18 protein-coding genes are annotated in these 21,628 nt (G+C 72.1%); 6 read left to right on the top strand and 12 right to left on the bottom strand.

Translation table 11 applies throughout. From position 1 onward, the window contains the following. Positions 1 to 57: 57 nt before the first annotated feature. Positions 58 to 1,431, bottom strand: coding sequence for an MFS transporter (locus tag FPZ41_RS27030; protein WP_322620786.1), 1,374 nt, complete (start codon positions 1,429 to 1,431; stop codon positions 58 to 60). Positions 1,432 to 1,628: 197 nt separating this feature from the next. Here FPZ41_RS27030 and FPZ41_RS27025 point away from each other — a divergent pair, with 197 nt between their 5' ends. Continuing rightward, a complete protein-coding gene (locus tag FPZ41_RS27025; protein WP_228023001.1) occupies positions 1,629 to 2,774 on the top strand; it encodes a GlxA family transcriptional regulator in 1,146 nt (381 codons plus the stop codon). A gap of 1,399 nt (positions 2,775 to 4,173) precedes the next feature. Here the strand turns inward: FPZ41_RS27025 and FPZ41_RS27015 are convergent. From FPZ41_RS27015 to FPZ41_RS27005, 3 genes are all read right to left on the bottom strand, one after another. Then, positions 4,174 to 5,223 carry a Zn-dependent alcohol dehydrogenase gene (locus FPZ41_RS27015; RefSeq protein ID WP_152866269.1) on the bottom strand — a complete coding sequence of 350 codons (1,050 nt, stop codon included), beginning with the start codon at positions 5,221 to 5,223 and terminating at the stop codon, positions 4,174 to 4,176. Between the two features lie 11 nt (positions 5,224 to 5,234). Then, complete coding sequence (locus FPZ41_RS27010; RefSeq protein WP_322620783.1) at positions 5,235 to 6,380, bottom strand: acyl-CoA dehydrogenase family protein; 1,146 nt, start codon at positions 6,378 to 6,380, stop codon at positions 5,235 to 5,237. A 158-nt stretch (positions 6,381 to 6,538) separates the two neighbouring features. After that, on the bottom strand, positions 6,539 to 7,450 hold the full coding sequence (locus tag FPZ41_RS27005) for an SDR family NAD(P)-dependent oxidoreductase (protein ID WP_322620782.1): 912 nt from the start codon (positions 7,448 to 7,450) through the stop codon (positions 6,539 to 6,541). 159 nt (positions 7,451 to 7,609) lie between these two features. Here FPZ41_RS27005 and FPZ41_RS27000 point away from each other — a divergent pair, with 159 nt between their 5' ends. Continuing rightward, on the top strand, positions 7,610 to 8,536 hold the full coding sequence (locus FPZ41_RS27000; protein ID WP_152866268.1) for a cyclase family protein: 927 nt from the start codon (positions 7,610 to 7,612) through the stop codon (positions 8,534 to 8,536). A gap of 543 nt (positions 8,537 to 9,079) precedes the next feature. Here FPZ41_RS27000 and FPZ41_RS26995 read toward each other — a convergent pair. The 3 genes from FPZ41_RS26995 to FPZ41_RS26980 form a co-directional block, all read right to left on the bottom strand. Continuing rightward, a complete protein-coding gene (locus tag FPZ41_RS26995; RefSeq protein WP_322620781.1) occupies positions 9,080 to 9,565 on the bottom strand; it encodes an ATP-binding protein in 486 nt (161 codons plus the stop codon). A 482-nt stretch (positions 9,566 to 10,047) separates the two neighbouring features. Next, a complete protein-coding gene (locus FPZ41_RS26985; RefSeq protein WP_322620785.1) occupies positions 10,048 to 10,947 on the bottom strand; it encodes an acyl-CoA dehydrogenase family protein in 900 nt (299 codons plus the stop codon). An 8-nt stretch (positions 10,948 to 10,955) separates the two neighbouring features. Then, positions 10,956 to 12,110: an acyl-CoA dehydrogenase gene (locus FPZ41_RS26980; RefSeq protein WP_152866266.1), complete on the bottom strand. Its 1,155-nt coding sequence runs from the start codon at positions 12,108 to 12,110 to the stop codon at positions 10,956 to 10,958. A 221-nt stretch (positions 12,111 to 12,331) separates the two neighbouring features. Between FPZ41_RS26980 and FPZ41_RS26975 the strand changes: the two genes are divergently transcribed. Beyond that, positions 12,332 to 13,828, top strand: a complete 1,497-nt coding sequence (locus tag FPZ41_RS26975; RefSeq protein WP_322620780.1) for a class I adenylate-forming enzyme family protein — start codon at positions 12,332 to 12,334, stop codon at positions 13,826 to 13,828. Between the two features lies 1 nt (position 13,829). On the opposite strand, the gene FPZ41_RS26970 is transcribed toward FPZ41_RS26975, so the two are convergent. Both FPZ41_RS26970 and FPZ41_RS26965 read right to left on the bottom strand, forming a co-directional pair. Further along, positions 13,830 to 14,342, bottom strand: coding sequence for an EF-hand domain-containing protein (locus tag FPZ41_RS26970; RefSeq protein ID WP_131563336.1), 513 nt, complete (start codon positions 14,340 to 14,342; stop codon positions 13,830 to 13,832). A gap of 219 nt (positions 14,343 to 14,561) precedes the next feature. Further along, a complete protein-coding gene (locus FPZ41_RS26965; protein ID WP_322620779.1) occupies positions 14,562 to 14,981 on the bottom strand; it encodes an STAS domain-containing protein in 420 nt (139 codons plus the stop codon). Between the two features lie 389 nt (positions 14,982 to 15,370). Between FPZ41_RS26965 and FPZ41_RS26960 the strand changes: the two genes are divergently transcribed. Together FPZ41_RS26960 and FPZ41_RS26955 are read left to right on the top strand one after the other, a co-directional pair. After that, positions 15,371 to 15,952 (top strand): sigma-70 family RNA polymerase sigma factor, encoded by a 582-nt coding sequence (locus tag FPZ41_RS26960; protein WP_152866264.1) that lies wholly within the window; start codon positions 15,371 to 15,373, stop codon positions 15,950 to 15,952. Next, entirely contained in the window at positions 15,949 to 17,247 is a 1,299-nt protein-coding gene (locus FPZ41_RS26955; protein WP_407698822.1) for a zf-HC2 domain-containing protein, read from the top strand. The genes FPZ41_RS26960 and FPZ41_RS26955 overlap by 4 nt, the downstream gene beginning before the upstream one ends. Before the next feature lie 31 nt (positions 17,248 to 17,278). Here FPZ41_RS26955 and purU read toward each other — a convergent pair whose 3' ends face one another. Together purU and FPZ41_RS26945 are read right to left on the bottom strand one after the other, a co-directional pair. Beyond that, positions 17,279 to 18,163 carry a formyltetrahydrofolate deformylase gene (gene purU / locus FPZ41_RS26950; protein ID WP_152866263.1) on the bottom strand — a complete coding sequence of 295 codons (885 nt, stop codon included), beginning with the start codon at positions 18,161 to 18,163 and terminating at the stop codon, positions 17,279 to 17,281. Positions 18,164 to 18,367: 204 nt separating this feature from the next. Next, positions 18,368 to 18,868 (bottom strand): SCO4402 family protein, encoded by a 501-nt coding sequence (locus tag FPZ41_RS26945; RefSeq protein WP_131563331.1) that lies wholly within the window; start codon positions 18,866 to 18,868, stop codon positions 18,368 to 18,370. A 117-nt stretch (positions 18,869 to 18,985) separates the two neighbouring features. Here FPZ41_RS26945 and FPZ41_RS26940 point away from each other — a divergent pair, with 117 nt between their 5' ends. After that, a complete protein-coding gene (locus tag FPZ41_RS26940; protein WP_152866261.1) occupies positions 18,986 to 20,311 on the top strand; it encodes an ABC transporter substrate-binding protein in 1,326 nt (441 codons plus the stop codon). Between the two features lie 108 nt (positions 20,312 to 20,419). Here FPZ41_RS26940 and FPZ41_RS47300 read toward each other — a convergent pair. Continuing rightward, a partial coding sequence (locus tag FPZ41_RS47300; protein ID WP_194236229.1) for a hypothetical protein occupies positions 20,420 to 21,628 on the bottom strand: 1,209 nt, incomplete at its 5' end.

Here is a 21,628-nt window from a genome sequence, read left to right as displayed (position 1 = left end):
CGGAGGGGGCCCGTACCCCCGGCGTTGCGACCAGGTACAGCGTGACCGTGCCCCGTGTCAGGCCGCCACCGCACCCCGCCCCACCGGCCGGCGCCGGATCACCAGGGACATCAGCGCCGCCGCCGCGCACAGCGCACCCGCGGCGTACCAGACGACGTCGTACGAGCCGAAGGTGTCCCGGGCGACGCCGCCGAGGAAGGCGACTAGGGCGGCACCGACCTGGTGGGAGGCGAGGACCCAGCCGAAGACGATGGCGCTGTCGTCGCCGTACTGCTCGCGGCACAGCGCCAGGGTCGGCGGGACCGTCGCGACCCAGTCGAGCCCGTAGAAGACGATGAAGAAGACCATCGGCAGGTGGACGCTAGGGGCGAGCAGCATCGGCAGGAAGAGGAGCGAGATGCCGCGGAAGGCGTAGTACACCGCCAGAAGCCGCCGCGGTTCGTATCGGTCCGTGAACCAGCCGGAGGCGATGGTGCCGAGTACGTCGAAGACGCCGATGACCGCGAGGAGCGAGGCCGCCGCCGTGATGGGCATGCCGTGGTCGTGGGCGGCGGGCACGAAGTGGGTCTGGACGAGACCGTTGGTCGAGGCGCCGCAGATCGCGAAGGTGCCGGCCAGCAGCCAGAACGGTCCCGTGCGCATGGCGGAGAAGAGGACGGTCACCGCGCGCCGGGCGGCCCCCCGCACGGGCGCGGGCTTCTCCACGAACTCCTTCGCTCCGTACGGCTTCAGGCCCACGTCGGCCGGGTGGTCCCGCAGGAGCAGCCAGACGAAGGGGACGACGGCCAGAGCGGCGAGGGACACCGTGACGGCGGCGGGGCGCCAGTCGTGCTCCGAGACGATCCAGGACAGCAGCGGCAGGAAGATCAGCTGGCCGGAGGCGGAGGCCGCGGTGAGGATGCCGGTGACCAGGCCGCGCCGCTCGGTGAACCAGCGGTTGGTGACCGTGGCGGCGAACGCCAGTGCCATCGAACCCGCACCCATGCCCACCAACAGGCCCCAGGACAGCATGAGTTGCCAGGCCGCGGTCATCCACACCGTGGCGCCCGAGCCGACGGCGATCACCGTCAGGGCGACCGCGACCACCCGGCGGATGCCGAACCGGTCCATCAGCGCGGCGGCAAACGGTGCCGTCAGCCCGTAGAGCGCCAGGTTGATCGAGACGGCCGCGCCGATCGTGCCGCGCGACCAGCCGAACTCCTGGTGCAGGGGGTCGATGAGCAGGCCCGGCAGGGAGCGGAAGGCCGCGGCGCCGATGATCGTCACGAAGGTCACGGCCGCGACGAACCACGCGCGGTGGAAACGGAGGCGGACACGCGCCGGACGGACGGACCGCGTTCCCCCGGGGGCGGCAGTGGTCTCCGAGACAGCAGTGGTCTCCGAGACAGCGGTGGTCCCCGAGACAGCGGTGGTCCCCGAGCCGACGGTGATCTCCGAACCGGCGGTGATCTCCGAACCGGCGGTGGTCCCCGAGACGGCAGCGGTCTCCCGGGTGGCGCTGGTCTCCGTGCCCGCGTTCGTCTCCGTGGTGGCGTTGGTCTCGGTTGGCTGGGTCACGCCATAGAGCTTCCGTCCTGCGACGATACTCATCGAGCGGCCGGAAGGACATCATTCGCTAGGATCGGGCCATGAGCAGCGCACAGGAGGTCCATCCGGACCGCAGCAGCGCACAAGAGGGCCCTCCGGGCCGGATCAGCGCATCGGACTTCCGTCCGCACCGGGTCGTCGTCCTCGCCCTCGACGGACTGCTGCCCTTCGAGCTGGGCATCCCGCACCGGATCTTCGGCCGCCCGAAGGACGCCAGGGGACGGCACCTGTACGAGGTCGTGACCTGCTCGATCCGGCCACCCGGACCGGTGCGGACCGATGCCGACTTCGCCGTCCAGGTCGAGCGCGGGCCCGAGGCGCTGGCCACCGCCGACACGGTCATCGTCCCGGCGTCGTACGAACTCGGGCCCGTCTTCGAGGAGGGCGTGCTCACCGACGAGCTGGCCGCCGCCTTCGCTCACATCAGGCCCGGCACCCGGCTCGCCTCCATCTGCACCGGCGTGTACGTCCTCGCCGCCGCCGGCCTCCTCGACGGCCGCCCCGCCACCACGCACTGGGCCGATGCCGAGCGCCTGCAGCGGCTGTTCCCTCCGATCAAGGTCGATCCGGACGTGCTGTTCATCGACGACGGCGATGTGCTGACCTCCGCGGGTGTCGCGGCCGGCATCGACCTGTGCCTGCACATGGTGCGCCGCGACCACGGCGCGGCCGTCGCCAACGACGTGGCCCGGCGCATGGTCGTCCCGCCCCACCGTGACGGCGGGCAGGCGCAGTACATCGCTCGGCCGGTGCCCGACCCGCAGGCGGCGACCACGACCACCGCCCGCGCCTGGGCGCTGGGCCGTCTGCACGAACCGATCCAGCTCCGGGACATGGCCGCGCGGGAGTCCATGTCGGTACGGACCTTCACCCGCCGCTTCCGGGAGGAGACCGGCGTCAGCCCCGGTCAGTGGCTCACCCAGCAGCGCGTCGAGCGGGCCCGTCACCTGCTGGAGTCCAGTGACCTGTCCATCGACCAGGTGGCCCACGACGCGGGCTTCGGCACGGCCCAGTCGATGCGGCAGCACCTCCAGGCGGCGCTAGGAGTCACTCCGACCGCGTATCGGCGGACGTTCCGCGCCGGGAGCGGCCACGACCGGGCCGTCAGCAGCCGGACCGTCAACAGCGGGACCGGCCGCCACGGATCCGGCCGCCACGGAACCAGCCGTATCAGCAGCGGCAGTTGAGCGTGCGGCGGAGGTCGTCGCGAGCCTCCGCTCACCCAGCGCGCCGATCGCCGTGAGCAGCAGCGTCAGGCCGACACCCGCGAGGATCGCCGTCGACGGTGCGACGAAGTTCAGCAGGACGCCCGCGAGGGAGCCCGTCGCCGCGTAGCCCGCACCGGCGGCCGCGTACATCACCGAGTACCCGGCGGCCAGGGCTCTCGACGGGAGCGCCTCGCCCAGGGAGAGGTTGCGGGTGACGAACGCACCGGCCTGGAGGACTCCGGCGAGGACGAGCGCGGCGGCCATCCACGCCGTCTGGGGTATGACGGCGACGAGCGTGACGCACGCCGAGACACCGCACATCAACACCGTGCTCCGGGTACGCAACTTGCCCGGCCAGGAGCGCAGGCCATATAGGAGCGCGCCCGCCCCCGAGCCCAGGGCCAAGCCGGTGAGCAGGGGACCGGACCAGCCGACGCCCGTGCCGCGCTGTTCCAGGAGAGCGGGCAGCATGAGTTCGGCCAGGCCCAGGATGCTGAGGGAGGCCGCGCCCGTGATGTAGACCGGCCAGGCACGCGCCAGGAGACGGAGCATCGACGTGCCGTCGCCGTCCGCCTTGTCCGCCCCGTCCGCCTCCCAGCCCGCGGGCAGCAGCCACAGACCCGCCACGGACGAGCCCATGAGGGCGGCGGCGAGCAGCAACGGGACCCAGGGGGCGACGCCGAGCGCGAGACCCGTGACCGCGGCCGGGGACACCGCCCATATGCCGGACACCAGCATCGACTCCGTCGACATGGCCTGGGCGACGGCCCGCTTCGGGACGATGCTGGTCAGCAGGGCGCGGAGGCCTCCGGTGGCCGCGGCGGGGGCGGCGCCCGCGAGGAAGGCGAACGCGGCGAGGACCACCGGGTGGGCGGTCGGTATCAGGCCGAGGCCCGCGAAGCCGGCCGCGCCCGCCGTGAGGCCCGCGGCGAGTTGGGGGCGGGCTCGCTCGGGGCGGGTGCGCATGCCCAGGAGGGGGGCGCCGATGATCTCACCGATGACGTACGCCGCCGCGAGCGCCGCGCCCAGGGGGTAGCCACCCGGGCGTTCGCGGACCAGGAAGACCAGGGCGAGGGGGGCCATCGCGACGGGCATGCGGGCGCCGACGGACACGATGGCCCAGGTCAGGACCTGCTTGGAGGCGATGTCTCGGTAGGTCATGTCTCGAAGGTAAGGGACGGGACTGACAGTGACCCAGGTGTTTTCGGGCCGGGCCTGCGGGTGGTGGTCCGCACCCCCGGCCACCGCCGGCCTCGTCCTCAAACGCCGGACGGCTGGTGGCAGCGCCCTCAAGCGCCGGACGGGCCGGTGGCAGCACCCTCAAACGCCGGACGGGTCGGGCATCGCCCTCAAACGCCGGACGGGTCGGGCAGCGCCCTCAAAACGTCAGCACCCCCCGCGCCACCCTCCCCTCCCTCGCGTCCTGGGCCGCTTTCTCGAAGTCCTCCACCGGGTATGTCGCCGTCACCAGTTCGTCCAGCAGCAGGCGTCCCTCGCGGTACAGGTCGGCGTACAGGGCGATGTCGCGCTGGGGACGTGAGGAGCCGTAGCGGCAGCCGAGGATGGACTTGTCCAGGTACATGGACGAGACCCGGAAGGACGCCTCGGCCGTCGCGGGCGGCACCCCGAGCAGGACGGCCTGACCGTGGCGGTCCAGGAGGTCGACGGCCTGGCGGATGAGTTCGGCACGGCCGACGCACTCGAAGGCGTGGTCCGCACCCGTGGGGAGAACGTCCCGCACCCCTTCCGTCGAGGTCAGGAAGTCGGTCGCGCCGAACCGCCGGGCCACCGCCTCCTTGTCCGGATTCGCGTCCACCGCCACGATCCGCAGCGCGCCCGCGATCCGGGCACCCTGGAGGACGTTGAGGCCGATGCCGCCCGTACCGATCACCAGGACGCTGTCGCCGCGGTCCACGCGCGCGCGGTTCAGTGCCGCCCCCACGCCCGTCACCACCGCGCACCCGATCAGCGCGGCCGACGGCAGCGGGATGTCCTTCGGGATGCGGACGGCCTGCACGGCCTTGACGACGGTGCGTTCCGCGAAGGCCGAGTTGGACGCGAACTGGTACAGCGGCCGCCCGTCCCGCGCGAAGGGCCGGCCGGGCTTGCCGATCGCACTCCGGCACATCGTCGGCCGGCCCCGGTCGCAGTCCGCGCAGGCACCGCAGTTCGCGAGCGTGGACAGCGCCACGTGGTCCCCCGGCCGGACGTGCGTGACGCCCTCGCCCACCGCCTCCACGACCCCCGCGCCCTCATGGCCCAGCACCACGGGAACGGGGAAGGGTATGGTCCCGTCCACCACCGACAGATCGCTGTGGCACAGCCCGGCCGCCGAGATCGCGACACCCACCTCGCCGGGCCCCGGGTCCCGTACCTCCAGATCGTCGACGACCCGCACCCGTTCCCCGTCGAAGACCACGCCTCGCATCACAACCCCCTTCAGCCCCTGGGCTCCTTCGGCAGGCCGAGCACACGCTCGGCGATGATCGTGCGCTGGACCTCGTCGGAGCCGCCGTAGATGGTGTCGGCCCGGGAGAACAGGAACAGGTACTGCAGAGGGTCGAGTTCGTACGGCTGCTCGGGCGACCAGTCCCGCGGGCCCACCGCCGCCCCCGCGCCCCGTACCAGCATCGCCAGTTCCCCGAGCCGCTGGTGCCAGCCGCCCCACAGCAGCTTGGCCACGCTCGGCGCGCCCGTCTCGCCGCCCGAACCCCCGAGCGTCCGCAGGGCGTTCCAGCGCATGGTGCGCAGCTCCGCCCACTGGCGTACGAGGCGTTCGCGTACGACGGGGTCGTCGGCCGCGCCCGTCTCGACGGCCGTACGGATGACCTGCCCCAACTCCTCGGCGAAACCGATCTGCTGGGCGAGCGTGGACACCCCTCGCTCGAAGCCGAGCAGGCTCATGGCCACACGCCAGCCGTTGCCCTCCCCGCCGACCACGTGCTCGGCCACGGCCCCGTCGAAGAAGACCTCGTTGAACTCGCTCGTCCCGGTCATCTGCCGGATGGGCCGCACGTCGACACGGCCCGGCTGATCCATCGGGACGAGGAGGAAGGACAGGCCGTGGTGACGGCGCGAGGCGGGTTCGGTGCGCGCGAGGACGAAACACCAGTCCGCCTCATGCGCGAGGGAGGTCCAGATCTTCTGGCCGGTCACGCGGTACGTCGTCGTGGTGCCGTCGCGGACCGCCGCGGTGCGTATGCCCGCCAGGTCCGAGCCCGCCGCGGGTTCGCTGTAGCCCTGGCACCACAGTTCCTCGCCACGTGCGACGGGCGGCAGGAACCGCTGCTTCTGCTCCTCGGTGCCGTGTTCGATCAGGGTGGGGGCGAGCAGCTTCTCGCCGATGTGCCCGGACCGGGCGGGTGCCTTCGCGCGGGCGTACTCCTCGGCCCAGACGACCTGCTGGACGAGACTCGCGGTCCGGTTCCCGTACCCGCCCTCCGGCCACCCGATGCCGATCCACCCGCCGCGGCCGAGCTCCCGCTCCCACGCACGCCGGCTCACACCCTCGACGGGGTGCGCCCCCAGCCAGTCCCGCACCTCACTGCGGAACGCCTCGTCCTCCGTGCCGAACCCGAAGTCCACGGGCTACCTCCTCACCCGAGTTGCACGTCCCTGTAAAGGGGCGCGGGGCTGTATTGAATATGCGGCTCCGCCGCGCGGGCGCGACCAGCCACGCACGGCCGCAGTTTCCACACGGCGATCAACCACCCACGACCCAACTCCCGCCCCCAGCGGAGCGCCTACGCGTTCGGCCGTTCCCCGGCGGCAGCCGCCCGCCCCATCGCCTCCACCCGCTCCAGCATCGGCATCGGATCCACCCCCACACTCCCGGGCAGAACCTCCGCGATCCGCTCCGGCGTCCAGGAGCCCTCCGCGAAGGCCGAGCGCAGCTCGCGCGGCTGGGCCCAGACCGCGATCCTGGGTCCGGCGACGGTGTACACCTGCCCGGTGATGCGTTCCTCGCGGGCCCGGTCGCTCAGCAGGTAGACGACCAGCGCCGCGACGTCCTCGGGCTCGCCGATCTCCGTGAGCTCCATGGGGACGTTGGCGGACATCCGGGTACGGGCCACCGGCGCCACCGCGTTGGCCGTCACCCCGTACTTGTGCAGCCCCAGCGCCGCGCTGCGGACCAGGGAGATGATGCCGCCCTTGGCCGCGCTGTAGTTGGCCTGCGACACCGAGCCCTGGTGGTTGCCGCTGGTGAAGCCGATGAGGGTGCCTGACTTCTGCTTGCGCATCAGCGCCGACGCCGCGCGGAAGACCGTGAAGGTGCCCTTCAGATGGGTGGCGACGACCGGGTCCCACTCCTCCTCGGACATGTTGAAGAGCATCCGTTCGCGAAGGATCCCCGCCACGCACACCACGCCGTCGATCCGGCCGTACGCCTCGACGGCCGTGTCCACGACCCGCTGCCCGCCCGCCATGGCCGACACGTCGTCGGCGACCGCGACCGCCTCGCCGCCGGCCGCCACGATCTCCTTGACCACGGCCTCGGCGACCGAACTCGTCGGCTCGGAACCCTCGATGGAGACCCCGTAGTCGTTGACGACGACCCGCGCGCCCTCGGCCGCCGCCGCGAGAGCCACCGCCCGGCCGATGCCGCGCCCGGCACCCGTCACGGCGACGACCTTGTCTGCCAAGAAGTTCCCCACGCCCGACCCCTTCCCGCAGTTTCTGACGGACCGTTAGATTCTGCGCTCGGGCCGATTCTACGACCCGTCAGATACCTGGAGACAAGACCCCGGACCAGACCCGGACAAGACCCCGGGACGGATGGGGAAGACCGGCAGACCGCGAGACGAGGAGGGATCATGTCGTTGCCGGAGGAGTTCCATGAGATCGCGGGGCGCGTGAACAACTGGGGCCGCTGGGGGGCCGACGACGAGATCGGGACGCTCAACCTGATCACCGACGAGGTCGTACAGGGCGCCGCGGCCAGCGTGCGGACCGGGCGGCGCGTTCCGCTCGGCCTCCCGCTCCAGCAGGACGGCGTCCAGACCGGCATGGTCCCCGGACGCGTCAATCCGCTGCACACGATGGTGCAGATCAACCTGGAGACCTTCGGCCCCGGCACCGTGGCCTGGAGCGACGACGCCGTGACCATGGGCCTGCAGTCCGCCACCCACTGGGACGCCCTCACCCACGTCTCCCACTCGGGGCGGATCTACAACGGCCGCCCGGCGAGCACCATCACCCCGCACGGCGGCGCGGAGTTCAGCGGCATCGACAAGGCGCGGCACATCGTCTCGCGCGGTGTCCTCCTCGACATCCCGCGCGCCCTCGGCCAGGACCGGCTCGCCGGCGACCACGCGGTCACGCCCGACGACCTGGAGGCGGCCGAGGAGTTGGCGGGTACGCGGGTGAGGAGCGGTGATGTCGTCCTCGTACGGACCGGGCAGATACGCGCCTACCTCGGCGGCGACCGGCACGCGTACGCGTACCCCTCGCCCGGCCTGTCGGTGCACACGCCCGAGTGGTTCCATACCCGGGACGTCGCCGCCGTCGCCAACGACACGCTCACCTTCGAGATCTTCCCGCCGGAGATCGAGAACCTGTGGCTGCCCGTACACGCCCTCAATCTGGTCGAAATGGGGATGCTCCAGGGCCAGAACTGGAATCTCGAAGAGTTGTCCACAGCCTGTGGAGAAGAGGGGCGCTATGCCTTTCTGCTGTCCGCGACGCCCGAGCCGTTCGTCGGCGCCACGGGAACTCCGGTGGCCCCCGTGGCCGTGCTCTGAGGTTTCGCCGGGCCCGCCCCGGCGACCCCTGCCCCGCTCTCCGGCTGGCGGCGCGCTCCCCCACCTCCCGGCCGCGCTCGGGCGACAGCGCCCCCACCTCGCCCCGAGCGCGGCATCGCGCGCCGCCATCCGGTTCCGGCGTACCAGCTCTCGCTCCCCGGACGCCTCCCGTACCGACGGGCCGTCCGGCCCTGTGGGAGCCGACACCGGATCACGACCCACACTCGTCGAGGGCCTCGCCACCGGAGCCCTCGCCGTCCCCTCACGGTGAATCGTTGAACACAAGCGTGATCAAACGGACACGGCACGTCAACACCCGTTCGGGGATTTGCCCGTTATGGACTTTTCATAGCGGCGCGTAAAGGAGCACACCCGGCGCATCGACCGTCGACCGCCACCGGACATGTCCGGGACCGTGCGACCGCGCGCAGGCGCGCGCGTCGTGAACGCCCCGGCCGCCCCGGCCGCCCCGACCAACCCGGCCAACCAATCCGACCGGCCAACCCGGTCGGCGAACGCCCGCAACCGCGGGGCCGCCCGGCCCTATACGGCCTCGTACGCGAATCCCTCGTACGCCATGGAGGTCGAGACGGGGGTACTGGCCGCGCCACGGCGGGGGCCGGGCTCGCAGCGGTCCAGTTCGCACCAGATGCGTTTGCCGACACCCTCGGAGTTCCAGCCCCAGCGGTCGGCGAGCCCTTCGACGAGGGCCAGGCCGCGGCCGTTGGTGTCCTCGCCCTCCGCATGCCGGGGCAGGGGCGGCCGGTCGCAGGCGTCGGCCACCTCCAGACGGACGGTGCCCGCCGAGCCGTCCCGGACCCCGGACAGCAGCAGCCGCAGCACCGCCGGACAGCCGGTGTGCACCACGGCGTTGGTGACCAGCTCGGACACGAGCAGGACCAACGTCTCGGCCAGTGGCTCATCGGCCTCTATCCCGGACCCGGCGAGCCGTGAACGGGCCCATTTCCGGGCGCGTCCCACCTCCGTGGGGTCGGGCCGGATCTCCAGCTGCACTTGAAGCACCTGCACCGCTCACACCATCCGAACCGGCGGGCACATCGCCCCGCGCCTCGCCAAGGCCACGATCGTGGTCATCTTCTGCACGGCCATCGACTGCATGGCCCGGACGGGGATCACCGAGCGTGATCCCGTTACGTGCCAGCATGGTTGACGTACAGTCACCCCAACAAGCGCTTCGGGCATATTCCAGCGCGAAGGAGTACGCGTGCGGCATACTGTGCGACGCTCGCTGCGGGGAGTCGAACAGGCGGGCCCACACCCCCGCCCACCAGTGCGAGTGGCGCGCATCGCCCGATCCGGCGCCGCCTCGGGGGCAGCACCGGGATGGCTCGTCCTCGGAACCACTCGCACCCGACACAAGGTACCGGAGCGGACCTTCAACTCCAGGGCGTGACAAGTCACGCGTAGGACACAAGCCGATATCAACGCTCAGTAATTCCGCTGTGCCACGATCCGCGCCGTCCGCCACACGAGCCCCGGCACCCCCCTGGTCAGACGGTCGCACCCGGCAGATCGGCCAACAGGTCCCCCGCGAGGATCTCCTCACTCTCCGTCACATCGCCGCTACGGCGGGCACGCACCCAGGCCCGCTTGAGGTGCAGGTGCACGTCGGACTCCCAGGTGAAGCCCATGCCGCCGTGCACCTGGAGGCAGTCGCGGGCGCCGTGCAGAGCCGCTTCGTCGGCGAGCAGCCGGGCCGCGGCGATGTCCAGCGGGTCGGCGGTGACGGCCGCCGCGTACACGGCGGCCCGTGCCGTCCCGACTCGCTCCAGCATCCCGGCGCACAGATGCTTGACCGCCTGGAAGGCTCCGACGGGCCGTCCGAACTGCTCTCGGGTCCGGGCGTGTTGCACGGCCAGTTCGCAGGTGCGGGAGGCCGACCCGAGTTGCTCGGCGGCGGTCAGGAGGACGGCGAGGGGGACGTCCGGGGGAGCCGTTCCGCCTCCGTCCGGTACGCGGTGCAGCGGGGTCAGCGGATCCACCGACCGCAGCGGTACGGCGCCGGACGCGTCCCCCCGTACGACGTCCGCCTCGTCCAGCCACTCCACCAGGCCGCCCTGCACGGCGGTCACCACGGCCTCCCCGGTCGCGGCTCCCGGCACCCGGGCGTCCGCCGCGAGATGCGTGGCCACCAGGGGCCCGGGCAGCAGCACCCGGCCGGCCTGCTCGAAGGCCAGGACCGCTTCGGGGAGCCCGACGCCGACCCCGCCCTCCGCCTCGGGCAGCCGCAGCGCGAAGAACCCCGCCTCGCCCAGCTCACGCCACAGGGTGCGGTCGAGTCCCGGCGTGTCCAGGGCGGTCCGCAGCGCCTGACGCCCGAACCGGCCTTCGAGCAGCTCGCGCACGCCGTCCCGCAGCGCTCGTTGATCATCGGTGAGTTGGAAGTGCACGGGTCGCGTCACCGCCCCTTCGGCAGGCCCAGGATGCGCTCGGCCACGATGTTGCGCTGGATCTGCGAGGTCCCGGCCGCGATCGTGTACGACAGCGACGACAACCGGTCCGGCACCCACGGCCGGTCGAGGTCGAGCGCCTGAGCGCCCAGGACGTCGGCGGCCGCGTCGTACAGTTCCTGCCGTGCGTGCGAGTAGCGGAGCTTGAAGACCGAGCCGCCCGCGCCCGGGACCCCACCGCTGCGCTCGGCCTCGCTGACGTTCCACTGCGTCAGCCGCCACAGCGCGCGGAACTCGGCGTTCAGCCGGCCCAGCCTGCGCCGGAGCGCGGGGTCGTCCCAGCGGCCGTTCTTCCGTGCCTCGCGGGCCAACTCGCCCAACACACGACGGCACGCGATCACTTCGCCCACGAACGCCGTGCCCCGCTCGAACGACAGCGTCACCATGGTCACGCGCCAGCCGTCGTTCTCCGCCCCGACCCGGTGGCCGACCGGCACGCGCACCTCGTCGAGGAAGACCTCCGCGAACTCCGCCGACCCCGCGAGGGTCTTCAGCGGCCGTACGGTGATCCCCGGGGCGTCCATGGGCATCGCGAGCCAGGTGATCCCCCTGTGCTTGGGCGCCGAGGGGTCCGTGCGCACCAAGAGCTCGCACCAGTCGGCGACTTCGGCGTGAGACGTCCAGATCTTGGACCCGCTCACCACATAGTCGTCGCCGTCCCTCCGTGCGCGCGTGCGCAGCGCCGCGAGGTCGGAGCCGGCGTCCGGTTCGCTGAAGCCCTGGCACCAGACCTGCTCGCCGCGCAGGATGGGCGGGAGCCAGCGCGCCCGCTGCTCGGCCGTGCCCTCGGCGGCGATGGTGGGTCCCGCGTGCAGCAGTCCGACGAAGCCCGCGCCCACGTAGGGGGCGCCCGCCTGCTCGGTCTCCTCCAGGAAGATCAGGTGCTGGGTGGGCGTGGCCCCCCGGCCGCCGGCGTCCACCGGCCAGTGCAGTCCCGCGTACCCGGCGTCGTACAGCATCCGCTGCCAGCCGAGGTCGTAGGCGCGGCGTGCCGGCCAGTCCTCGGGCGGCGGCTTCGGCGGCAGCGTGGGCAGCACCGCGGCCAGCCACTCCCGCAGCCGCGCCCGGAACTCCTCCTCCTCCGGGGTGTACGTGAGGTCCATTCCGAGCCCCCTCCGCCCGACACACGCTTATCTGATGCACCGTCAGCCAAGAGCCTTCCGGGAAGGCTAGCCCCGCACCTCTGGACCGACAAGGCGCGGCGCTTTACGCTCTGGCCAAGATCTGACTAACCGTCAGCTCAGCTATCGGCGAGTGAGCCAAAGGGGCGACACCGGCTGTAGCGCCCCGGAGGCGAACCGAGCCTTAAAAAAAGGGGGTCGCCGTGAACGACACCGCCCACGCGCTCAGCGCGTCCCGCACCCTCTGGGAGCTGCTCTCCCGGCGCGCCGACCTCACCCCCGGCCGGCCGGTCCTCCTCCAGGACGAGCGCGTCCTGACCTTCGGCGAGCTGCGCGGGCGGGCCGAGCGGGTGGCGGCGGGGCTGTACGGCATGGGGGTGCGCCCCGGCACGGTGGTCGCCTGGCAGCTGCCCACCCGTGTCGAGAGCGCTGTGCTGTCGTTCGCGCTGGCCCGCCTGGGCGCCGTGCAGTCACCGGTCATCCCCTTCTACCGGGACCGTGAGGTCGGCTTCGCGCTGCGGGAGTCGAAGGCGGAGTACTTCGCCGTGCCGGGCGAGTGGCGCGGCTTCGACCACACGGAGATGGCGCAGAGGCTGGACGCGAAGGGCGTCTTCGAGGCGTACGACCGTCTCCCGGACGGCGATCCGGCCGTACTGCCCGCGCCGCCCTCCGAGGGCACCTCGGTCCGCTGGATCTACTGGACCTCGGGCACCACCTCCGACCCCAAGGGCGTGCTCCACACGGACCGTTCACTGATCGCGGGCGGCTCCTGCCTCGCCCACGCGCTCCACCTCTCGGCGTCCGACGTGGGCTCGATCGCGTTCCCGTACGCCCATATAGGCGGCCCCGACTACATGGTGATGCTGCTGCTGTACGGCTTCCCTGCGGTGATGTTCGAGCACTTCGGGCTGCCGGACGCGCTGGAGGGGTACCGCAGGCACGGGGTGACGGTGGCGGGCGGGTCCACGGCGTTCTACTCGATGTTCCTCGCCGCTCAGCGCGAGCAGCCCGGCGCGCCGGTCGTCCCGACGCTGCGGCTGCTGGCGGGCGGCGGGGCGCCGAAGCCGCCCGAGCTGTACCACTCCGTCGTGCGCGAGATGGGCGTCCAGCTCACCCACGGGTACGGCATGACCGAGGTGCCGATGATCACGATGGGGTCGCCGGACGACTCGGCGGAGAACCTGGCGACGACCGAGGGGCGGCCGCCGGAGGGGATGGAGATTCGGATCGTCGACGGGGAGGTGCGGCTGCGGGGGGAAGCCGTGTGCCAGGGGTATCTGGACCCGGCGCAGACGGCGCAGGCGTTCGACGCCGACGGGTTCCTCGTCACGGGTGACCTCGGGCGTCTCACCGCCGACGGTCACCTGGTCCTGACGGGCCGCCTGAAGGACGTCATCATCAGGAAGGGGGAGAACATCTCGGCCAAGGAGATCGAGGACCTGCTGCACCGGCACCCGGCGGTCCGGGATGTCGCCGTCGTCGGGCTGCCGGACGCCGAACGCGGGGAGCGGGTCTGCGCCGTGGCCGAGCGGGTGCCGGGTGACGGGGAGCTGTCACTGGACGACGTGACCTCGTACCTGCGCTCGGAAGGGCTGTCCGTGCACAAGCTGCCCGAGCAGCTGGAGGTGGTGGACGCCCTTCCGCGCAACGACACCCTGCGGAAGGTGCTCAAGTACAAACTGCGGGAACGCTATTCGTGAGCTACTCGGGCACCGTGAAGTAGCGCGCGAAGGCCGTCACGACCTCCGTCTCGCCCACCCTGTCGTCGGCGTCGGCGTCGAGGGCACCGGCGGCCGCGGCGGCGACGTGCTCGGGCACGCCGAGGGCCCTGAGGACGCGGGTGGCCGCCTCGACCGTGACCGAACCGTCCCCGTCGTCGTCCGCGACCGCGAGGGCCGCGTGCAGGAAGGGGCGGGCGATCTCGGCGAACCGGTCGGGGTTGTCGCGCAGGCGCTTGACCGCGCCGTTCACGAACTCCTCCCGGGTGATGCGCTGGTCACCGTCCCGGTCCGCTATCCCGGCCATGCCCTGCCAGAGGGCCTCGGCACCGCCGTACAGGGCCTGGCCCTTGTCGGACCGCGGCGTGGTGGCGAACTCGGCGAGGACCGCCCTGGCCGCCGCGCTGAAGTCCGCGCGGTCGATGTAGCCGTTGCCATCCTGGTCGAAGGTGGCGAACCGGGCAGCGATCCTGCGCTCGTACTCGGTGCTGACCATGTCTGTTCGGGACCGCCTTACGTCGTCACGAGGGGGTTCGTCTGGACGGAGGGTACGACGTCAGGGGCCGGGTCGGCGTGGGAAAGCGACGGTTGTGCCAAGACCGGGGGAATTTCGCGACAACGGCGTGTCATGCGCGTGGCCGGGTACTGGCGCCTTCCTGCGCGTGTTCCTGTGCGTGTTCCTGTGCGTGCCCTGTGCGTGTCCTGTGCGTGCCGCTCACGCCGACAGTGGGCCGGCCTCCTCGTCGTCGTCCGGGGCCCCGTCCACCGCCGAGGCCACGTCCGGGTGGACGTCGAACAGGCGGCGGACCCCGAGGGCGCCGAGGACGCGGTTGACGTGCGCGCCCTGTCCGCGTCCGCCGGCAGCTGCGCCGGTTCCGTCGGGCGGAAGTATCAGACGCAGTTCGCCCCGGCAGGAACGGATGAGGCGGCGGGTGGCGATGAGCACACCGACCCCGCTGGAGTCGCAGAACACGACACCGGAGAGGTCCAGGACGAGACTGCGGCGGCCGTCGGCCACCGCGTCGTGCACCCGTTGCCGCAGCACCGGGGACGTCACCAGGTCCATCTCACCCGACACATGGAGCACGGCCCACTCGCCGTGTTCGCCGTCGGTCACCTTGAGCGTCACCACCACGCCTCTCAGTCGCCGGAAATCCCTGGAACTCCCGGAATGAGCACCGGAAACGGAAGCCGCAGTTACGCTTCCATCTGCGCGGCTGCCCCACCCTCGCTCCATGAAACACCGAGGCGTGGCCGGAAGCGTGGGCCAAGACTGGCCATTTCAGTCCGGATCGGTCTTGTACGATCCAATACGGTCACGCTTGATCGGTTTCGCGCGGGGTAGGGGCAGCGCAACAGTGAAGGTCGACCGCCCGCGGTCCATACCACCCCCGGCCTTCGCGGGGGCGCACATTGCCGCAATGGGGCGTGCGCCACTGGATGTGCCGACTACATTCGAGGTGGCACAGGACACAGGCTGGGTTTGGAGAACGGCGCACAGCACGAGCAGGGATGAGGGGCCACATGGCGACGAACGACGCGCCGCCCCGCTGGGACCGCAGGATGCAACAGCGGCTGGCCCACGGTGAGGCGGCGGCGCTCGGCGAGGTGTACGACCGGTTCGCGTCACTCGTGCACGGCCTGGCCCATCGCGTACTCGGAGACGAAAAGGCGGCCGACGCCATCACGCGCGACGTCTTCACTCACATCTGGGAGCACCCGGGCGCCTACGACCCGCAAGAGGGCCCGATGCGCTCCTGGCTCGCCACGCTGACCCACCGCCTCGCCGTACAGCGCCTGCGCACCACCGAGACCGCGGCGCTGGCGCGGGGCGGCGAGGGCACCACGGAGGACCTGGAGCGCAGGGTGCACCGCGCCTCGGCGGCCGCCCGCGCCGACTACATCGTCCAGTCCATGCCCACCCCGCTCCGCGCCGCCCTCGAACGCGCCTACTTCCAGCGCCGCGACTACCGCCAGACCGCCGCCGACCTCGGCATCACCGAGGACGAGGCGCGCCGCCGTCTGCGCCTCGGCCTCCAGCTCCTCTCCACGGCCCACCACACCGGGCCCTCCGGGGTGCCTCCGGAACACGGAGGCACGAGGTGAACGGGGGTGTGGGGCGGTTCGAGGGGTTCGGCAGGCACGAGGGGCAGCAGGGCGGCGCGGGCGACGGCGGCAGCGGTGGCCGTGACGGCGGGGAGACCGTGCCGCCGCGCATACCGCCGCCGCGGGTGTCCGTCGAGGACAGCGGCCTGCCGCTGCCCGAACCGGCGCCCGCGCCACTCGTCCTGGAGCACGGGGTGCTCAAGGCGCTGCTCGGGGCCTGGGCTCTCGCCGCGTGCTCGGTGCGGGAGACCGCCGCCGTCGAGGAGCACCTGGGGACGTGCGGCTCCTGCGCGAACGAGGCGCTGCGGCTGCGCGAGGCCGTGGGACTGCTGCACGCCGAGGACAGCCTCGACCTCGACCCGGCCCTGCGCACCCGTGTCCTTCAGGGCTGCCTCGACCGCCGGGCACCCCGGATCCCCGTACCGGACTGGGCTGCCCCGTACGACGCGGAAACGGCCCGGCTCGACGCGCTGCTGCAGGACATCGGCGACGCGGAGTGGCACGCTCCGGCGCGGCTGCGCTGGTTCGAGGACGACAGGCCGGTGAGCCGACGTACGACCGTCGCCGGGGTCATCGCGCATCTGCTGAGCGTCGACGGGCTGGTCGCGGTGGCGCTGGGCCTCGACGACCCGCTGCCCAGGGCGGCGGACGCCCCGACGCCGACGGCCCGCACCGAGGCGTACCGGCGGGCCTCCCGCTTCCCGCCCTCCCGCGGCGTACGCGGCCCGTGGCGCGAACAGAGCCACGCCCTCGTCCGCACGGCCTCCTTCACCAGCGAGGGCTCCGGCTCCGGCAAGCTCAGCGTGTCGTACGGCGACTTCGAGCTGCCGTTGCGGGACGCGATGCTGGACCGCGCCTTCGAGTGCTGGATACACGCGGAGGACATCGCGGAGGCGGTGGACTACCCGTACGAGCCGCCCGCCCCGCGCCACCTGCACCGCATGATCGACCTGGCGGCCCGCGTCCTGCCGACGGCCCTGGCCGAGCGCCGCCGGGCCGGACTGGCCGCACCGCCCAGGCAGACCCGCCATCTCGTGCCCGCCGGCTCGCCCGGCCGCAGCCTGCGGCTGGAGATCGAAGGCCTCGGCGGCGGCGAGTGGCTCATTCCCCTCGACTCCCCCGCCGCGGTGGGCTCCGCCGATCACGCGGTGGCCCACGTCGCCCTCGACGGCGTCGAGTTCTGCCGGCTGGCCGCGGGCCGTGTCTCCCCGGAGGAGGCGGCCGCAGGGCAGGAGGGCGACCGGGAGGCCATCAGGGACGTGCTGTGCGCGGCGGCGTCCTTGAGCCGGATGTAGGAGAACGCTCCTGGGCCCGCCTGCGGCCGACCTACGCGAAGACCACCGTCCGCCTGCCGTTCAGCAGGATGCGCCGCTCCGCGTGCCACTTCACCGCCCGCGCCAGGGCCTGGCACTCCACGTCGCGGCCGATGGCGACCAGCTGGTCGGGGGTGACGTCGTGGCCGACGCGTTCGACCTCCTGCTCGATGATGGGGCCCTCGTCGAGGTCGGCGGTGACGTAGTGCGCCGTGGCACCGATCAGCTTCACCCCGCGGGCATGCGCCTGGTGGTACGGCTTCGCACCCTTGAAGCTCGGCAGGAAGGAGTGGTGGATGTTGATGATCCGGCCGCTGAGCTGCTTGCACAGGTCGTCGGAGAGGACCTGCATGTAGCGGGCCAGGACGACCAGCTCGACGTCGTTCTCGCGGACGATCTCCAGCACTCGCGCCTCGGCGTCCGCCTTGGTGTCCTTCGTCACCGGAATGTGGTGGAAGGGGATGTCGTACGACCCCACGAGCTCGGCGAAGTCCGTGTGGTTGGACACCACCGCCGCGATCTCCACCGGCAGCGCGCCGATCCGGGCACGGAACAGCAGGTCGTTCAGGCAGTGCCCGAACTTGCTGACCATGAGGACGACCCGCATCCTCTCCTCGGCCCGGTGGATCTGCCAGTCCATCTGGAAGGAGTCACCGATCGCCGCGAAGCTCGCCCGCAGCTTCTCCACGGTCACCGGGGCCTCGGCCGAGAAGTGGACCCGCATGAAGAACAGGCCCGTGTCGTGGTCGCCGAACTGCTGACTGTCCTCGATGTTGCAGCCGGTCATGAACAGGTAGCTCGACACGGCGTGCACGATTCCCTGCTTGTCCGGGCAGGAGAGGATGAGGACGTACTGGTCGGGGCGAGACGCCGCGCCTCGGCTGGACTGCTCGTTCATGCGAGACAGGGTCCCACACACAGGGGCAAGCCCCGTAAGGGGCGCAGCCCCACAAGGGGCGCAGCCCCACAAGGGGCGCGGGGAACTGCGCGAGCAACCACACACAACCCGCAGTCGCACAACAACCCTCGCCCCCACGGCGAAAAGGCGCAGACCACCCCCCAACGAACCCGCACCCTCAAACCCGCGCCCCAAGCGGAGCGCCTACGCCGAGCGCGTCAGAATCCGCAACACCTCAAGCGTCCGCGGCGGCACCTCCGGATCCTCCCCGTCACTCACCGCGAGCCGCACATGCGCCTCGCGCGCCGCCCGCACCGCCTCCGGCCACCCGTGGTGGTCGACGTAGGCGCTCACTGGCGCGTCGGGGCCCACCTGGTGCATGATCCGCAGCACGCGCAGCACGGCGGTGTCGACCAGGGCCGCCTCCTGCTCGTCGCGGAAGATCGTGCCCACGTACTTCTCGGCGGACCAGTTGTCCAGCCAGGTGTCCTCGACGAGGCGGTACACGGCGTCGGTGACGTCCCCGTACCCCTCGACACCGGCCAGCCAGACGTCCCGCTGGAACACCGGATCGGAGAGCATGTGCAGCGCGGAGCGCACATTGCTGCGCCAGCGCCACCAAGGCATGTCATTCAGTGGCATGCCGCCCATGGTGGATGAGCGACGCCCGCGACGGGAAGGGTTCTCCGAGTCATGCACAGCCACTGATCGTACTTACCTCCTGAAAACGCGGTCATCCCCCCTCGCAATTCACCTCTACGTCACCTTCCGTTGACCGTAGGGCACCCTTGGGTTGACGGTGTAACGGAATCGTGCGTAACCATGACCGGCAGGCCACGCACGCGCTCCTTCCTCCCCGTCCGCATCCGGCCCGTCCGCAGCACCGCGAGAGGGACACGCTCACGCGGAAAATCCTTCGCGCTCTCCGCGGGCGCGCTGGCGGCGTGTGCGTCGCTCGCCGCCGGCTGCGGTGTCGTCCCCGGCACCTCGGGGGCTTCGGACGATCCCGTCACCGTCATGACATGGGCGCCCGAGAAGACCGCCGCCACCAACGAACCCGGCATGCCGGCCATGGCCAAGGCGTACGCCCGCTGGATCAACTCCCATGGCGGCATCAACGGCCGCAAGCTCAACGTCCTCACCTGCAACGAGAAGAACGACACCGTGGCCGCCGCGAAGTGCGCCAGGCGCGCGGTCGACGCGGGTGTCGTCGCGGTCGTCGGCTCCTACAGCCAGCACGGCCGCTCCTTCCTCGCCCCGCTGGAAGCCGCGGGTATCCCGTACATAGGCGGCTACGGCGTCACCGACGACGAGTTCACCAGCCCTCTGTCGTACCCCGTGAACGGTGGCCAGCCCGCGCTCATGGCCGGTCTCGGCGAACAGCTCGCCAAGCCCTGCGGACCCGTCGTCCTCGTCCGCCCCGACTCGGTCGTCGGCGACTTGATGCCAGTGCTCCTCAACGCCGGCCTGCGCACCGGGCCGCACGCGGCCTCGATCGACCAGCTGGCCGCGGAGGACGCGACCCAGTACTCGGAGCAGACCCGGAACGCGCTGAAGCGCGCCAGCTCCGACCCCACGCGAATGGGCTGCCTGGTGCCCTCGCTCGGGGACCGCACCGACACCTTCATGGACTCCGTGCGGCGCGCCCGTGAGGACTACCCGGAGGTCCGCACCGCCGGCGTGCTCGGCAGTATCGACCAGCCGCTCATCGACGCGTCCGGCGGCAAGTCGGGACCGTACGAGGGGGCGTACGTCACCGGCTGGTACCCGGTGGAGAACGACAAGCGCTGGAACACGATGAACAAGGTGATCCGCGAGCAGGCCTTCGGCGACAACCGGATCGATCCGGCGGACCCTGGCGTGCAGACCACGTGGATCGCGTACACGGTGCTGAAGTCGGTCGTCGAGAAGCTGGGCGACGGCGAGGTGAGCGCACGTACGGTGCGCCGGACCCTCGACGGCGGGATGAAGGTCACCACGGGCGGGCTGACGCCACCCCTGAGCTGGCCCTTCGACGACCTCGCCGCGCCCGGCGGCTTCCCGCGCCTGGTCAACGCGAACGTCACGTTCCAGGTCGTCCGGGAGGGCCGGCTGGTGGCCGCCCGGCAGGGCTTCGTGAGCGTGCTGAAGACGCTGGAGGACGCCTAGCCGGCCAGGGCCGGCACAGGCCCCTGGGGCCGAGGCGGTGACGCCGGTGTCCCGGTCCCGGGACCAGGCCGGTCGTCACCGCCGGCCGGACCTCACCGCCGTCCGGACTCACAGCTGCGTCGGCTGGCGCTGGGTGAGCCCGTAGGTGGACGCGATGGAGTTCCACAGGTCGGCGGCCTTGGACTTCTCACTGCTCGCCGTGGAGCTGGCCTGGTTGCCGGCCTTCGTCTGGTCCGTGACGCGGGCCTGGCCCTTCCTGCAGCCCTTCTTCTTGGCGGTCTGGTCGGCCCAGGCGGCGTAGTGGTCGTCCGCGGAGGCGGAGGCCTTCCAGGCGCTCGTGAGCGCGGCGGTCAGCGCGGCGTTGTCCGGCAGTTTGTCCACGGAGAGCTGGGACAGTCGCGTGACCAGGTCGTTGCGCTGCTCGGCCGCGTCACGCAGGTCGGTGGCGGCCTTGTCGAGGTTGTCGCAGCGCCGGATGTCCGCCACCGCGTTGATCACGGTGGTGCGGCTGTCGCCGCTGTCGGCGAGGAGCTTGTCGAGGGCGACCGCCTGCTCCTTCGCCGGGTCGGCGGACGGGGACGGCGACTCGGCGGTGTCGGAGGCGGCCGCGACGGGCTTGTTCTCGGCGGCCTGCTTGTCGTTGCCGCCGCCGTCGCTGAGCAGGGCGCCCGCGCCGACACCGAGGACGGCGATACCGATGCCGACGGCCGCGATGAGGGGAACGCGAGAGCCCGTACGGCCCCGCGCGCCGGCGTCACGCCGGGCCGCGGCCCGTCCGCCGCCTCCGTACGGTGCCTGCGGGCCCTGCCCGCCCTGCGGAGGCGGGACGCGGGGCATCTGCTGGGTGGCCCCCGCCCCCTCAGCGCCCGGCTCGCTGCGGAAGAGGCTGTCGAAGACGTCCGGCTCCGGCCGCTGCCCGGCTCCGCCGGGGCCCGCGCCGGTCCCGTACGGCTGTGCGGGGACGGGAGCGATGTACTGCGTGGCCTCGGCGTCGGGGTTCCCGTGGGCCGCCGTGGCCGGCAGCGGGCCCGCCGCGGGCATGGGTCCGGCGCCCGGTCTGGGGAGGTGGCCCAGGTACTGCGTCTCGTCGGAGGACACCTCGGGCGGGAGTGCCCCCGGGCCGACCGGCGGAAGGAACTGGGTCGCCGCCTCGTCCCCGGGACGGGCGGCGACCGGGGGTATGAGCTGAGTGGCGCCCTCGTCGACCGGGGCGGCGGGCCCGGCGAACGGCAGCGGCGCGCTCGGCGCAGGGGGCGGCGGGCCCTCCAGCTGCGGGGGCGGGCTGCCCGCCTGCCGTTCGAGCACGCCCGCCTGCGG

This window comes from Streptomyces acidicola (genome assembly GCF_009377235.1).
In the GTDB taxonomy this organism is placed as follows: domain Bacteria; phylum Actinomycetota; class Actinomycetes; order Streptomycetales; family Streptomycetaceae; genus Streptomyces; species Streptomyces acidicola.
Note: the sequence above shows the minus strand (reverse complement) of the source record. Positions and strands in the feature narration are given on the sequence as shown.

What these genes read in the sequence shown, in the direction of transcription:
- FPZ41_RS27000 (WP_152866268.1), top strand. Translation starts at nt 7,610, where the DNA reads ATGTCGTTGCCGGAGGAGTTCCATGAGATCGCGGGGCGCGTGAACAAC.
- FPZ41_RS26960 (WP_152866264.1), top strand. Translation starts at nt 15,371, where the DNA reads ATGGCGACGAACGACGCGCCGCCCCGCTGGGACCGCAGGATGCAACAG.
- FPZ41_RS26970 (WP_131563336.1), bottom strand. Translation starts at nt 14,342, where the DNA reads ATGGTCAGCACCGAGTACGAGCGCAGGATCGCTGCCCGGTTCGCCACC.
- FPZ41_RS27015 (WP_152866269.1), bottom strand. Translation starts at nt 5,223, where the DNA reads ATGCGAGGCGTGGTCTTCGACGGGGAACGGGTGCGGGTCGTCGACGAT.
- FPZ41_RS26980 (WP_152866266.1), bottom strand. Translation starts at nt 12,110, where the DNA reads ATGGACCTCACGTACACCCCGGAGGAGGAGGAGTTCCGGGCGCGGCTG.
- FPZ41_RS26940 (WP_152866261.1), top strand. Translation starts at nt 18,986, where the DNA reads ATGACCGGCAGGCCACGCACGCGCTCCTTCCTCCCCGTCCGCATCCGG.
- FPZ41_RS27025 (WP_228023001.1), top strand. Translation starts at nt 1,629, where the DNA reads ATGAGCAGCGCACAGGAGGTCCATCCGGACCGCAGCAGCGCACAAGAG.
- purU (WP_152866263.1), bottom strand. Translation starts at nt 18,163, where the DNA reads ATGAACGAGCAGTCCAGCCGAGGCGCGGCGTCTCGCCCCGACCAGTAC.